Below are 12,116 nucleotides of genomic sequence, written 5' to 3'. Positions count from 1 at the left end.
GGCGCCAGATGGCGCCTGCGCCGGTGGGCGGCGCGGCATCGGGCGGCAGCGTCTCGGACAGGTCGGCGCGCGGCAACGCACCCAGCACCGCCTTGCGCAAATACGGTTGCGGCAATCCGGCCACGGTGGAATACACCGGCGTCAGCGCCTCGGGCAGCGCGCCGCCCGCCGTCTTGAACGCCGGGTGCAGCATCTGCCAGCCGGCGAAACCGCCTTTGAGCTCGCCCCGGATGCGCAGCCGCGCACCGGGGGCCAGCGCCTTCTGCTGCGACGGATAGAAATTGAAGAAGCGCAGCACGCAGGTGTCGGTGCCGTCGTCCACCGTGGCCACCAGCTGCCGCCGCGGGCGGTACACCACCTGGCAGTCGGTGACGGCGGCCTCGATCTGCGCGGTGTCGCCGTCGCGCGCGTCGCGCAACTTGACGATGCGCGTCTCGTCCTCGTAGCGCAGCGGCAGATGCAGCGCCAAGTCGATGTCGCGCAACAGCCCCAGCTTCAGCAAAGCTTTCTGTTGGTCGGTCAAAGCCTTGGCCTCGGGCATGGGAGAATTCTGCCTTCTGTTGCGGGTCCGTCCGTCCGCCAGCCACCGATGCGCAATTTCACACTGGGCGATTTCGATTTCGCCCTGCCTCCCCAGCTGATCGCCCAGCATCCCGCACCCGAGCGCAGCGCCTCGCGCCTGCTCGATGGCACGGGCACGGCGCCCATCGACCGCGGCTTTCGCGAACTGCCCTCTCTGCTGCGCGCGGGCGACCTGCTGGTGTTCAACGACACCAAGGTCGTGAAGGCGCGCCTGTACGGCGAAAAGCCCACCGGCGGGCGGCTGGAACTGCTGGTGGAGCGCGTGCTGCCTGCCGGCAACGAGGTGGTGGCGCACATGAAGGTCAGCAAGAAGCCGGCGCGCGGCGCGGTGCTGCGCATGGACGGCGGCTTCGACGCCACCCTGCTGGGTCGATGGCCCGACGAGGACGGGCCGCTGTTCCACTTCGCCTTCAGCGGCGAGCCGCACGCGCTGATGGAGCGCCACGGCCACATGCCGTTGCCGCCCTACATCGAGCGGGCCGACACGGCGCAGGACGAGAGCCGCTACCAGACCGTGTTCGCCGCGAGGCCCGGCGCGGTGGCGGCACCCACCGCGGCGCTGCATTTCGACGCCGCCGTGCTGGCCGACCTGGAGGCGCGCGGCGTGCGCCGCACTGCGGTCACCCTGCATGTGGGCGCCGGCACCTTCCAGCCGGTGAAGACAGAGAACATCGCCGAGCACCGCATGCACAGCGAGTGGTACGATGTGCCGCCCGCCACGCAGCAGGCGATTGCCGATGCGCGCGCGCGCGGCGGCCGCGTGGTCGCTGCCGGCACCACCACCGTGCGCACGCTGGAGTCGTGGGCACAGAGCGGCCATGCGCGCGGCGAAACCAGCATCTTCATCACGCCGGGCTTCCGCTTCCGGCTGGTGGACCTGCTGGTCACGAACTTCCACCTGCCCAAATCCACATTGCTGATGCTGGTGAGCGCCTTCGCCGGCTACGAGCACGCCATGGCCCTGTACCGCCACGCGGTGGCCACGCACTACCGATTCTTCAGCTATGGCGACGCGATGCTGCTGGCGCGCGCCCCTGCCGCGAACTGACACGACATGCTCACCTTTGACCTGCTGCGAACCGAAGGCCTGGCGCGCCGCGGCCGCCTGACGCTGAACCACGGCGTGGTGGAAACGCCGATCTTCATGCCTGTGGGCACCTACGGCACCGTGAAAGGCGTGACGCCGCGCTCGCTGGAGGACATGGGCGCGCAGATCATCCTGGGCAACACCTTCCACTTGTGGATGCGCCCGGGCCTGGACGTGCTGGCCCAGTTCGGCGGGCTGCACGGCTTCGAGCGCTGGAACAAGCCGATCCTCACCGACTCCGGCGGCTTCCAGGTGTGGAGCCTGGGCGAGATGCGCAAGATCAGCGAGGAAGGCGTGAAGTTCGCGTCGCCGGTCAACGGCGACCGGCTGTTCCTCACGCCGGAAACCTCGATGCAGATCCAGACGGCGCTCAACAGCGACATCGTCATGCAGTTCGACGAGTGCACGCCCTACGAGAGCAAGGGCACGCTCACCACCGAGGCCGAGGCCAGGGTCTCGATGGAATTGAGCCGGCGCTGGGCCGAGCGCTGCCGCGTGGAATTCGCGCGGCTGGAGAACCCGAATGCGCTGTTCGGCATCGTGCAGGGCGGCATGTTCGAGCACCTGCGCGAGGAGTCGCTGGCCGCCCTGGTGGAGATGGATTTCCCCGGCTACGCGGTGGGCGGCGTGAGCGTGGGCGAGCCCAAGGAGGACATGCTGCGCATCATGGCGCACACACCGCACCTCTTGCCCGCCGGCAAGCCGCGCTACCTGATGGGCGTGGGCACGCCGGAGGACCTGGTGGAAGGCGTTGCGCAAGGCGTGGACATGTTCGACTGCGTCATGCCCACGCGCAATGCGCGCAACGGCCACATGTTCACGCGCTTCGGCGACCTGAAGATCCGCAACGCCCGGCACCGCAGCGACGAGCGCCCGCTGGACGAGACCTGCGGCTGCTACGCCTGCAAGGGCCACACGCGCGCGGACGGCAGCGTGTCGGGCGGTTTTTCGCGCGCCTACCTGCACCACCTGGAACGCTGCGGCGAAATGCTGGCCCCGATGCTGGCCACCGTCCACAACCTGCACTACTACCTGGACCTGATGCGCGAGGTGCGCGCGGCGCTGGATGCTGGCACCTTCGCTGGCTTCGTCCAGCGCTTCCGCGAGGAGCGTTTGCGCGGCGTCTGAGGCGGGTACATTCGCGGCAACGATGCGCTGCCATCCATGCCCCGCAATCTGCTGAAAGCCCTACTGCGGCTCCTGAGCTGGCCGCTGGCGCTCGTGATCCTGTTCGAGGAATGGGGCTGGGAGCCGCTGCAGCGCCTGTTCGTGCGGCTGGCGCATGCGCTGGGCCTGCAGTGGCTGGAGGCGCGCATCCGCGCCCTGCCTCCCTACGCGGCGCTGGCCCTGTTCCTGTTGCCCACGCTGTCGCTGCTGCCGGTGAAGCTGCTGGCGCTCTGGCTGATCGGCCAGGGGCAGCTGCTGTGGGGCACGCTGGTCATCGTGGCTGCCAAGCTCGTTGGCACCGCCATCCTGGCCCGGCTCTTCACCCTGACGCGCCACGCGCTGCTGCGCCTGGCCTGGTTCGCCGTCCTGTATGCGCGCTGGACCCGCTTCAAGGAAGCGCTGCTGGCGCAGGTGCGCGCCAGCTGGCCGTGGCGCGCGGGCCGCGTGCTCAAGCGGCGCTGGCAGCGCCGCTGGCACGGCTGGAAGCACGGCTGACCGGCGCCAGGCGGTCGCGCCGCTTGTCCAGTGCGCCGACCAGCGCCTTCGCCAGTTCCGTATGCCAGCCTTCGCGGCACAGCTGCTCGCGCGCGCGGCGCGCGGCGGCATCGCGCTGCATGGCGGCCTCGTGCGGCGTCAGGGTCCTGATCGGCCGCGGTGCGTCGGCGGCCGAGGAGCCACGGGCGGGAACGCTGGCGAAGAGTTCGTTGCGGGCGATGGTCATGGTGTTCTCCTTTGTTGTCCGTGTTGTCTTGTGATGGCGTGGCTCAGGCGTCGCGCCACCAGCGGATGGCGACTTCGTGCGAGATCGGCGCCAGCACGGCGGGACGCCTGCGCTGCCCGGCGGCGTGCAGCGCCGTCAGCACGGGCCAGGCGGCCAGCGCGGCGACCACGTGCTTGAGCGTGTGGCCGGACACCAGGCGGCCGGTGGCCTCGAAGATCGCGGCGTCGTTGACGTCCAGCAGCCGGGCCGCGCCGTAGGCGACGAGGACCAGCACGAAGTCGATGCCCAACGCATGCTCGTGGCGGCGCAGTGCGGCCAGCCACCACAGTGTGGCGACGCTGCCGGCCTGCAGCACCAGCCAGGGCAGCAGGTTGCCGCCGGCGGCCCACGCATGCACGCTCAGCAAACCGGCAGCGAGCAACCCGATGCCGAAGCAGGCGCCGGCGCGTTCGCTCACGCGTCCCGCGGCAGCCAGCCCCAGCAGGCCGGCCAGCGCCACCGCGATGCAATAGCGCTCGCCGGCCAGCGTGGCGTCATTGGGATCCAGGTGGTAGCTGGCCGCGCCCAGCGCCACCAGCACCAGGCCGCCGAAGAACAGCAGGCCCATGGCGCGCTGCACGTTGCCGAGCGCACGCGACGGTGCACGCCACAGCAGGAACAGGCCCGCCAGGCCGGCGAGCCCGAAGGCGATGCAGGACAGCACGTCGAATGCGTACAGGACGCCAAAGAACGTGCGCTGGTCGGCCAGGCCGTGCGCATCGCCAGAGTGCACCGCAGGCGCGGCAACGGCAACGCCCACCAGCGCGGCGGACACCAGCAGCAGGGCAATTTCGATCTTCGTGGGGGACAGTTTCTTCAGGCGCATGGTTCTTCTCCTTTCGGTTTTTCTTGGGTGTGTGACAAGGCGAGCGGAGTGTGGATCGGCTTGCGCCAAAAGGGCGCTGAATTTCAGCTACATTGCGGCTTTCAAACCTTTGGGTATCAAATTTCGATACCGCCACGCGATGAGCACCACCGGCGACCTGGTCCTGGCCCTGAAAAAGGAGCTGAAGTCCGCGCAGATGACCTACGGCGACCTCGCGCGGGCGCTGGGCATGGCGGAGTCCAGCGTCAAGCGCATGCTGGCCAAGGGCGACATGTCCTTGTCGCGGCTGGACGCCGTGTGCCGCGCGCTCAAGCTGGACTTCGGCGAGCTGGCGCGCCGGGTGGCGGAGGCGCAGCCCCTGTTGAGCGAGCTCACGCAGGAGCAGGAGCAGGCGGTGGCTTCGGACCGCAAGCTGCTGCTGGTGGCGCTGTGCGTGCTGAGCCAGTGGACGCTGGAGCAGATCACCAGCGCCTACCGCATCGCCGAACCGGACTGCATCAAGGCCATGGTGCAGCTGGACCGCATCGGCATCATCGAGCTGCGGCCCCTGAACCGCTACCGCCTGAAGCTGGCCAAGACCTTCCGCTGGCGCCCGCGCGGGCCGGTCATGCACTTCTTTCGCGAGCACGTGGTGCTTGACTACTTCGGCGGCGGCTTCGACGGCCCGGCCGAGAGCCTGCTGCTGGTGCACGGCACCATCAGCCGCGGCATCGCGCCGTCGTTCGTCGAGCGGCTGCAGCGCCTGGCGCAGGACTTCGCGCAGCAGCACCAGGCCGACCAGAAACTGCCGGAGAGGGAACGCGAGGGCTACACCCTGCTGCTGGCGATGCGCAGCTGGGAGTTCGCCGCGTTCCGGGCGCTGCGCCGCTAGGAGGTCAGTTCAGGCTGCTGGGGCCCGAATCCAGCACGCGCGAGGGCACCACGTCCTCGCTGTCCTGGTAGCCGTCGTCGTCCTGCACGGTGAAGGCTTCCGTCACGCGCGACAACCGCGCCTCCACCGGCGCGCGGTGCAGCACGTCGCCGAAGCGCGCGCGCAGCAGCTTGCGCATGCGGATCCAGTAGTCGGCGCGGCGCACCTGGCGCGCGCGCTTTTCCGGCGACAGCGCCACCGCCTCGAGCTTCTCGTCGGAGTTGATCGGCAGCACCATCCAGCCGAGCGGGCCGTGCTTGGCGCCGAAGTGATTCCACAGCACGGCGTAGCTGGCGAAGACGCGGTGCGCCGCCTCGCGGTGGCGCCGGCTCCACTGGTAGCTCCAGCCTTGCAGCGGGTGCGCGGCCGGGTCCAGCCCCACCAGGCGCAAGCCCCAGAAGCGCGCCAGTTCCTGCGCCACGCGCACCATCAGCACCGAGGGCTTCCAGCCCTGCAGCGCTTGCTTGAGTTCCTGCTCGGACATGCGCAGCACCGGGCTGCGCTGGCCACGCACGCCGCCGATCACCAGGCAGCTGGTGCCGTCGATGCGAAAGCGGCTGAAGGCCAGCACCGCGGCATCCACCGGCAGCGCGTTGCGCTGCACGTCGGCCGAACGCTGCAGCGACAGCGTGAGCAGCAGCTCGCCCTCCGGGCTCTGCGGGCTGGAGCGGCGCAGCTGCAGGCGCATGAACTCGTAGCCGCGCGGCGCCGGCAGTTCGGCCAGCACCACCGCCTTGCCGTCGAACAGGCGCTGCAGCGAGGCCGGCGCGAACGCGGTTTCCAGCCAGTCGATGTGGTCGATCAGCCCGACCACGCGGGTGGTGACGTCGGTGTGGCGCTGCACGTAGGGGCGCACGGCACGCAGGTATTCGCCGGGAAGGTCGTCGACGACGCCGCGGGCCTTGAGCTCGTGCACCATCAGCATCCAGCGGCGCAGCGCCTTGGCGTGCCTCAGGGTGGCGACGATGCTGCGCCACACCAGGTGCGGGCGGGAAATGCCGCCACCGCCGCTGCCGCGTTCCATGGCCCAGGAAACGCCTTCCCACAGGGTGGGCAGGCGGCTCGAGGAACTGCGGGTCATGAAGGGGCGCGGAAGACCGTGAGAACGCCAGTGTAGCCGTACAGGTGGTGGCGGGCGATCTCGCCGCCGGCGAAGAAACCCACTAGCGGCACGTCGCCCAGCGCGCGCCGCACGATCTGCATTTCGGCGCGCGGCCCGCCGAAATGCGGGCCGCCGCGGCCGGCGCAGCTGATGTACACCGCGCCGGCGATGCGCCGCTCGGGGCTGGGCCCGGCCAGCGGGTCGGCACTGGCCAGCGCGCTGGCGGTGGCCAGCGGCATTTCCTCGGGTTCGAGCTCCTCGCGGATTTCGGCGCAGATGCGGACCAGGTCGGCTCGGGCGGCCTGCATGTCGCGCCGGCAAAACGCCAGGCGCGTGCCCGGCTCCGGCTGCGCCGCCACCGCGACGCCGTGCCGCGCCGGGTCGAGGCCGATGATGTGCCGCACCACCACGTCGGCGCCGAAGTGGCCGGCGCGGCCCATGGCGTCCTCGCCGGGCGCGCTCAGGCCTACCAGCGTGGCGCGCAGCGCCGCCACCGCGCGCTGCGGATGGTCCAGCGAGATGCCGGTGTCGCGCAGCAGCACGTCGAGCGCGGGCTCGCCGTCCAGCTCGGTCACCAGGTTGCCGCTGGCCGCCGTCACCACGTGCTGGCCGGCCACCGGCTGGCAGCCCTGCGTGACGCGCGAGACCAGTTCCACGCCTTCGGCGAAGGCCACGCCCGACAGGCCGCCGCGGAACACGCCGCCGGCCTTGCCCTGGCCCTTGATGTTGCCGTTGCCGCCGGTGGCGAACTGCACCGTGCCGCGCCGGCTGGCGGCCAGGCCGCCGAACAGGTAGCCGGTGGTGGTGCGCCCCGCCATTTCGGCGATGAGTTCGCCCAGGTCCGGCGTCTCGGCGTCGGCATGCACCAGCGCCGTGTGCGCGTCGAACGCGAGCCCGAGCGGCGCGACGCCGCTGAACACGCGGTACTGGTCGCTCGGCAGGTCGCACAGCATCACGGCGAGCGCCGGCTCGTCGATGTATTCCACGTTGGACGAGGCGATGCCGATGCCCACCGTGCCGGTCCAGTCGGTCACCTCGCGCAGCTCGGCGCTCAGGTGGTCGAGGATCTCCTGCGCGAAGGCGGCGTAGTGGTCGGTGATGTAGAGCAGGCCCAGGGTCGGCGCCGACGCGTAATCCGGCAGCGCCATCTGCGCGCGCAGCTGCGCCAGCACCAGGCCGGCCGCCATCGGCCACTGCGGATGCGTGGCATGGCCAAAGGGGAACAACTTCATGGGCGCGCCTTCAGCTGCGGCTCTTGCGTGGCGCGGATTTCTTCGCCGGTGCGGCTTTCTTGGACGCCGCGCCCGCGCCCGCGCCGCGGCGGGCCTTGGGCTTGGCGGCCGCGGCGATGCTGTTGACCACGTCGCCCGCGTTCTGCGCCACGTCGCTCATGGCGCTGCTGGCGATCTGCTGGAACTGCTGCGTGAGCGCGCCCCACCATTGCATCGGGTCGACCATGCTGGCGGCGGCGGACTGTTTGTCGTCGGGTTCCGCGGCGGATTGCTGCGAGGCGGGCTTCGCGGCGGCGGGCGCATCGGCCATCGGCCGCATCTTCAGCGCGTCGGCCACCTCGTTCATGCTGACGTTCATGCCCTTGAGCGTGGCCAGCGTCATCTTCTGCACCTCCAGCGCCTGGATGGTGGCACCGAGCGCCTTGCCGTTCTGGTCCAGCCAGAACTGCACGGCCTTCAGCTCGGAGATGCGCTTGTCCAGCTCCTCGACGTTCATGGTCGGAGCGATCCAGCTCTGCAGGTTCGGCATGGTCTTGGCCGCGCCCTTGGCCAGGTTCTGCAGGAAGTCGAAGCCGGGCACCAGTTTGCCGAAGCCGAAGTTGGCGTTGTCGCTCATCGCGCCTCCACGAGCAGGAAAAATCGTGCCCACAGCTTACTCCAGCCACGCGCCGCGCGGCGCGGGATCAGTGCTTGTGCCCGGCCTGCGGCGCCATGACGACCACCGGCACCGCGAGGTCGAGCTTGCGCGTCTCGCCGCCCGCGGTCTTGAACAGCAGGCTGACCGGCACCGTGGTGCCCGGCTTCAGCGGCGCCTTCAGCTCCATCAGCATCAGGTGGTAGCCGCCCGGCTTGAGCTCCAGCACCTTGCCGGGCGCCAGCGCGATGCTGCCGGCCGGGCGCATGCGCATCACGTCGCCGTCCATCTTCATCTCGTGCACCTCGGCGATGCCGGCGGCGGGCGACGATGCGCCGACCAGGCTGAGCGGCTCGCGCGCGGTGAGCGCCATGAAGGCGCCGGTGCCTTTCTGGCCCTGCACGCTGGCGCGCGCCCAGGCGCCGTCCACGGTCACGGGCGCGGCGGGTTGCGCCAGCGACGCGGCGGCCGCGAGCGACAGCGCAAGGGCGGCAAGGATCTTGTGGTTGGACATCATGGTTCCTTGTTCTTCAATGGCTGTGGCCAGCGCCCGCGGCGTCGCCGGCGGGCAGGATCTCCAGGGAGACGGCGGGCGACTTCAGGTCGTGCGCGTTCTGCCCCGGGCGCGGAATCTCGGCCCAGTCGAGCCGGCCGTCCTCGCAGACCTGGCTGACCGGCCAGTACAGCGGGCCGGCCTGCCGCGGCATCTGCGCCACCAGCACGAACTCGTCGTAGTAGGCGCTGGGCAGCGCATCCTGCGGCGTCTTCGCGCGCCATGTGATGCGCACCACGTCCTGCGCCGCGGGCTTGCGCTGCACGTCGACGCTCCAGCCGGGCTTGACCATCGGCTTGGCGCCGCGCACGCCTTCGGGAATGGTGACGGCGAACTCGCGCGTCGCCGATGCGCCGCAGCCATGGCCGACCTTGAAGGCGGCCTTGTAGTTGCTGCCGGCGGGGGCGACCTGGTACTCGAGGGTGACGTGGGCCTGCGCGGACGACAGGGCGAGGCACGACGCGGCGGCAAGCGCGGCGCGCGCGAGGACATGGGAATGCACGGATTTCTTCATTGCTTGATCTCGGTGGGCGCGCCAAGGCGGCGCAAGCGAGGAACGGATGCCTGCAACAGGCATCGCGACGATCAGGAAGGCAGCAATGAAGAAGCAGGAGGCCCGCGCGCCGGCAGCGGCGCGGCGGTGAGCGCCGCGATGCGCGCGGCGGGAATCGGCTGGACCGCGTGGCCCAGGGGTGGCAGCGTGGGGAGCGCCGCCTGTGCAACCGGCGGCGGCGGCGCGGCGAACGGAAGGCACAGCAGGCAGTCCAGGGTGTGGCCAGGAGCCGCGCCGCCATCGGGCAGGTCGCCCTTGACCACCAGCTTGACCGTACCGCCGGCCGAGCAGACCAGGTCCACCGCCTGCGGCTTCACCAGCGGCGAGGCCACCGCCACGCCCACCGACAGCGCGAACCACACCAGCACCCAGCGGGCGAGGATGGCGGCGTGGCGCAGGCGTTGCATGGCGCGATTATGTCCGGGCCGCCATTCCCCCGGCCCTCAGCCGTGGATCTTCTCGCCGCGCGCCAGCATCTCGACGAACTGCGCGATGCGCCTGGCCCGCGTTTCCGGGCGCACCGCCTGCTGCACGCGATACAGGATGGCGTAGCGGTTCGCACCATTCAGTGCCGCGAAGAAAGCGCGCGCCTTCGGATTGCCGTCCAGCGCAGCCTGCAGGTCGGCCGGCACTTTGGCGGTGGACGCCGGCGCATAGGCGCGGTCCCAGCGGCCGTCCTGGCGCGCCGCCTCGACGGCCGCCAGGCCCGGCGGCTGCATGCGCTTGGCCGCCACCAGGCGATCCACGTGTTCGCGGTTGCGCTGCGACCAGGGGCTGCGCGCCGTGCGCGGCGTGAAGCGCTGCAGCCAGGCACTTGCATCCTCGGGCTTCTTCTGGCCGTCGATCCAGCCCCAGCACAGCGCCACGTCGAGCGCTTCGGCGTACGTCACGCTCTTGAGCCCACTGCCGGCCTTGGCGATGCGCAGCCACAGCGCGCCGCCCCCATCGTGGTGCTTGGCCAGCCAGCGTTCCCACGCCGCCGCGGTGGCGAACAGGCGAATCGGTTCGTCGGCCGCGGCCATGCTCAGAACTTCGGCGCGCGGCGCTCGCGCAGCGAGGCCACGCCTTCGCGCACGTCGGCGCCGCCGAAGCCCATGAATTCCAGTGCCAGCGAAGCGTCGAAGGTCGGGCCGGCCTGGCGCAGCCAGTTGTTCAGCGCGTACTTGGTCCAGCGGATCGCGCTTTGCGAGCCGTTGGCCAGCTTGTCGGCCACTTCGTAGGCCTTGGGCAGCAGCTGGTCGTCGTCCACCGCCAGCGACACCAGGCCGATGCGTTCGGCTTCCTCGCCGCTCACCGGCTCGCACAGCAGCAGGTAGTACTTGGCCTTGGCCATGCCGCACAAGAGCGGCCAGATGATGGCCGCGTGGTCGCCCGCTGCCACTCCCAGGCGCGTGTGGCCGTCCACGATCTTCGCGCCGCGCGCGGCGATGGAGATGTCGGCCAGCATGCCGGCCACCAGGCCCGCGCCCACCGCCGGGCCGTGCATGGCGCTGACGATCGGCTTGTCGCAGTTGATGACGTTGTAGACCAGGTCGCGCGCTTCCTTCCACACGCGGTGCCGGATCTCGACGTCGTCGGCCATGTCCTGCACCAGGCCCAGGTCGCCGCCGCCCGAAAAGCCCCGGCCCTCGCCGCGCAGCACGGCGCAGCGCACGCTGTCGTCGGCACTCACGTCGCGCCAGATCTCGGCCAGTTCGCGGTGGCCTTCGTGGCCCGCCGTCGGCAGCTTGCCGTTGGCGGCCTTCATCTGGATGTCGAGCACGGAGTTCTCCGGGCCGCGGCGCGTGAGGTTCAGGGTGGTGTAGCGGCTGGGATCGATGGTCGTCGTCATGGTGTCGTCGGTCTGGGTCGTCGGTCTGGGTCGTCGGTCTGGGGGCGTCGTCTTCATCGGAACTATTCGGCGGCGCCGAACGCGATGCGGCTCACGGCGAAGCCGCGCGCGCGCATCAGCCCGGGCAGCGCCTGCGGACCGGCCATGTGCAGCATGCCGACGCCGGCGAACACGCGCGCGCCGCCGGCGTGCAGCGCGGCGAGGCGGTCGGCCATGCCGGGATTGCGCGCGTCGTTGATGCGGCGAAACAGCGCCTGCTCGGCCGGCGTGTCCATGCAGCGGCACCACTGCTTGAAGTTTTCCAGGGCCTGCACGTCGCCGTCGGCCCAGGTGGATGCCATCTTGTCCAGCATGCGGGAAGACTCCGCCGAGCCCAGGTCGTCCAGCGCCTGGTCCACCAGGTCGCGTTCCTCCGCGTCGTCGGCGGGCGTGAGCACGGCGAGCTGGTCGGCCGCGCGTTCCAGGCCGACCAGCCGCTTGCCGGTGGCCTGCGCCACGCCCATCAGCAGGAATTCGGTTGCCGCCTCGAAGTGCAGCCCCTGGCGGCGCGCCGCGCCGAGGGTGAGGGCCATGGCCTGCATGAAGGGGCGCAAGGTGGCCAGCGCCGCTTCGGGAAGGCAGGCGCGCGCGGCTTCCTGGCGGATGCGTTCCCTGCGCCCGGCATCCAGCACGCGCGCCGCGATCGCCGGGTCGGCCGGCTGCGACAGCACCTGCTGCTCGCGCGGATCGCCCAGGTCCAGCTCCAGGGCCACCGTGTCGCTGGCGCGCAGCGCGGCGCCCACACGCGGGCCCGGCACCAGCCATTCGAGCCGGCCGACGTGCATGGTGCCGTACAGCCACGAGGTGCGGCCGTCCTTGTCCAGGCGCCACAGCACGCCA

16 protein-coding genes are annotated in these 12,116 nt (G+C 70.7%); 4 read left to right on the top strand and 12 right to left on the bottom strand.

Annotated features, from left to right (window positions below; translation table 11 throughout):
- On the bottom strand, window positions 1-541 hold a 541-nt coding region (locus tag H0U68_RS03185), incomplete at its 3' end, for an OB-fold nucleic acid binding domain-containing protein (protein ID WP_365730545.1).
- Window positions 542-589: 48 nt separating this feature from the next.
- Between H0U68_RS03185 and queA the strand changes: the two genes are divergently transcribed.
- Genes queA through H0U68_RS03170 form a run of 3 tightly spaced genes read left to right on the top strand, consistent with a single transcriptional unit; the run spans window position 590 to window position 3,331 of the window.
- Entirely contained in the window at window positions 590-1,630 is a 1,041-nt protein-coding gene (queA, locus tag H0U68_RS03180) for a tRNA preQ1(34) S-adenosylmethionine ribosyltransferase-isomerase QueA (protein ID WP_296352715.1), read from the top strand.
- Between the two features lie 6 nt (window positions 1,631-1,636).
- On the top strand, window positions 1,637-2,797 hold the full coding sequence (gene tgt, locus H0U68_RS03175) for a tRNA guanosine(34) transglycosylase Tgt (RefSeq protein ID WP_296352714.1): 1,161 nt from the start codon (window positions 1,637-1,639) through the stop codon (window positions 2,795-2,797).
- 36 nt (window positions 2,798-2,833) lie between these two features.
- Window positions 2,834-3,331 (top strand): hypothetical protein, encoded by a 498-nt coding sequence (locus H0U68_RS03170; protein ID WP_296352713.1) that lies wholly within the window; start codon window positions 2,834-2,836, stop codon window positions 3,329-3,331.
- Here the strand turns inward: H0U68_RS03170 and H0U68_RS03165 are convergent.
- Entirely contained in the window at window positions 3,285-3,557 is a 273-nt protein-coding gene (locus H0U68_RS03165; RefSeq protein WP_296352712.1) for a hypothetical protein, read from the bottom strand. The two genes, H0U68_RS03170 and H0U68_RS03165, sit on opposite strands and share 47 nt — an antisense overlap.
- Window positions 3,558-3,600: 43 nt before the next feature.
- Window positions 3,601-4,422 (bottom strand): hypothetical protein, encoded by an 822-nt coding sequence (locus tag H0U68_RS03160; protein ID WP_296352711.1) that lies wholly within the window; start codon window positions 4,420-4,422, stop codon window positions 3,601-3,603.
- Between the two features lie 139 nt (window positions 4,423-4,561).
- Between H0U68_RS03160 and H0U68_RS03155 the strand changes: the two genes are divergently transcribed.
- Complete coding sequence (locus H0U68_RS03155) at window positions 4,562-5,293, top strand: helix-turn-helix transcriptional regulator (protein ID WP_296352710.1); 732 nt, start codon at window positions 4,562-4,564, stop codon at window positions 5,291-5,293.
- 4 nt (window positions 5,294-5,297) lie between these two features.
- On the opposite strand, the gene H0U68_RS03150 is transcribed toward H0U68_RS03155, so the two are convergent.
- From H0U68_RS03150 to H0U68_RS03110, 9 genes are all read right to left on the bottom strand, one after another.
- Window positions 5,298-6,413 (bottom strand): DUF535 family protein, encoded by a 1,116-nt coding sequence (locus H0U68_RS03150; RefSeq protein WP_296352709.1) that lies wholly within the window; start codon window positions 6,411-6,413, stop codon window positions 5,298-5,300.
- Entirely contained in the window at window positions 6,410-7,666 is a 1,257-nt protein-coding gene (locus H0U68_RS03145) for an FIST N-terminal domain-containing protein (RefSeq protein ID WP_296352708.1), read from the bottom strand. The genes H0U68_RS03150 and H0U68_RS03145 overlap by 4 nt, the downstream gene beginning before the upstream one ends.
- 10 nt (window positions 7,667-7,676) lie before the next feature.
- Window positions 7,677-8,282 (bottom strand): PhaM family polyhydroxyalkanoate granule multifunctional regulatory protein, encoded by a 606-nt coding sequence (locus tag H0U68_RS03140; protein ID WP_296352707.1) that lies wholly within the window; start codon window positions 8,280-8,282, stop codon window positions 7,677-7,679.
- Window positions 8,283-8,349: 67 nt separating this feature from the next.
- Window positions 8,350-8,814 (bottom strand): copper chaperone PCu(A)C, encoded by a 465-nt coding sequence (locus H0U68_RS03135; protein WP_296352717.1) that lies wholly within the window; start codon window positions 8,812-8,814, stop codon window positions 8,350-8,352.
- 16 nt (window positions 8,815-8,830) lie between these two features.
- Window positions 8,831-9,367: a YcnI family protein gene (locus tag H0U68_RS03130; RefSeq protein WP_296352706.1), complete on the bottom strand. Its 537-nt coding sequence runs from the start codon at window positions 9,365-9,367 to the stop codon at window positions 8,831-8,833.
- A gap of 71 nt (window positions 9,368-9,438) precedes the next feature.
- On the bottom strand, window positions 9,439-9,813 hold the full coding sequence (locus tag H0U68_RS03125) for a DUF2946 domain-containing protein (protein WP_296352705.1): 375 nt from the start codon (window positions 9,811-9,813) through the stop codon (window positions 9,439-9,441).
- A gap of 36 nt (window positions 9,814-9,849) precedes the next feature.
- Window positions 9,850-10,428 carry a YdeI/OmpD-associated family protein gene (locus H0U68_RS03120; protein WP_296352704.1) on the bottom strand — a complete coding sequence of 193 codons (579 nt, stop codon included), beginning with the start codon at window positions 10,426-10,428 and terminating at the stop codon, window positions 9,850-9,852.
- 2 nt (window positions 10,429-10,430) lie between these two features.
- Window positions 10,431-11,225: an enoyl-CoA hydratase/isomerase family protein gene (locus H0U68_RS03115; protein WP_296352716.1), complete on the bottom strand. Its 795-nt coding sequence runs from the start codon at window positions 11,223-11,225 to the stop codon at window positions 10,431-10,433.
- Between the two features lie 74 nt (window positions 11,226-11,299).
- The coding region (locus H0U68_RS03110; RefSeq protein ID WP_296352703.1) for a TraB/GumN family protein at window positions 11,300-12,116 on the bottom strand (817 nt) is incomplete at its 5' end.

It is taken from the genome of Ramlibacter sp., assembly GCF_013697775.1.
Lineage (GTDB): Bacteria > Pseudomonadota > Gammaproteobacteria > Burkholderiales > Burkholderiaceae_C > Ramlibacter.
This window is presented reverse-complemented; position numbering and strand designations above follow the sequence as displayed.

Coding starts and splice junctions, on each gene's coding strand:
- queA (WP_296352715.1), top strand. CDS start 590: ATGCGCAATTTCACACTGGGCGATTTCGATTTCGCCCTGCCTCCCCAG.
- tgt (WP_296352714.1), top strand. CDS start 1,637: ATGCTCACCTTTGACCTGCTGCGAACCGAAGGCCTGGCGCGCCGCGGC.
- H0U68_RS03170 (WP_296352713.1), top strand. CDS start 2,834: ATGCCCCGCAATCTGCTGAAAGCCCTACTGCGGCTCCTGAGCTGGCCG.
- H0U68_RS03165 (WP_296352712.1), bottom strand. CDS start 3,557: ATGACCATCGCCCGCAACGAACTCTTCGCCAGCGTTCCCGCCCGTGGC.
- H0U68_RS03160 (WP_296352711.1), bottom strand. CDS start 4,422: ATGCGCCTGAAGAAACTGTCCCCCACGAAGATCGAAATTGCCCTGCTG.
- H0U68_RS03155 (WP_296352710.1), top strand. CDS start 4,562: ATGAGCACCACCGGCGACCTGGTCCTGGCCCTGAAAAAGGAGCTGAAG.
- H0U68_RS03150 (WP_296352709.1), bottom strand. CDS start 6,413: ATGACCCGCAGTTCCTCGAGCCGCCTGCCCACCCTGTGGGAAGGCGTT.
- H0U68_RS03145 (WP_296352708.1), bottom strand. CDS start 7,666: ATGAAGTTGTTCCCCTTTGGCCATGCCACGCATCCGCAGTGGCCGATG.
- H0U68_RS03140 (WP_296352707.1), bottom strand. CDS start 8,282: ATGAGCGACAACGCCAACTTCGGCTTCGGCAAACTGGTGCCCGGCTTC.
- H0U68_RS03135 (WP_296352717.1), bottom strand. CDS start 8,814: ATGTCCAACCACAAGATCCTTGCCGCCCTTGCGCTGTCGCTCGCGGCC.
- H0U68_RS03130 (WP_296352706.1), bottom strand. CDS start 9,367: ATGAAGAAATCCGTGCATTCCCATGTCCTCGCGCGCGCCGCGCTTGCC.
- H0U68_RS03125 (WP_296352705.1), bottom strand. CDS start 9,813: ATGCAACGCCTGCGCCACGCCGCCATCCTCGCCCGCTGGGTGCTGGTG.
- H0U68_RS03120 (WP_296352704.1), bottom strand. CDS start 10,428: ATGGCCGCGGCCGACGAACCGATTCGCCTGTTCGCCACCGCGGCGGCG.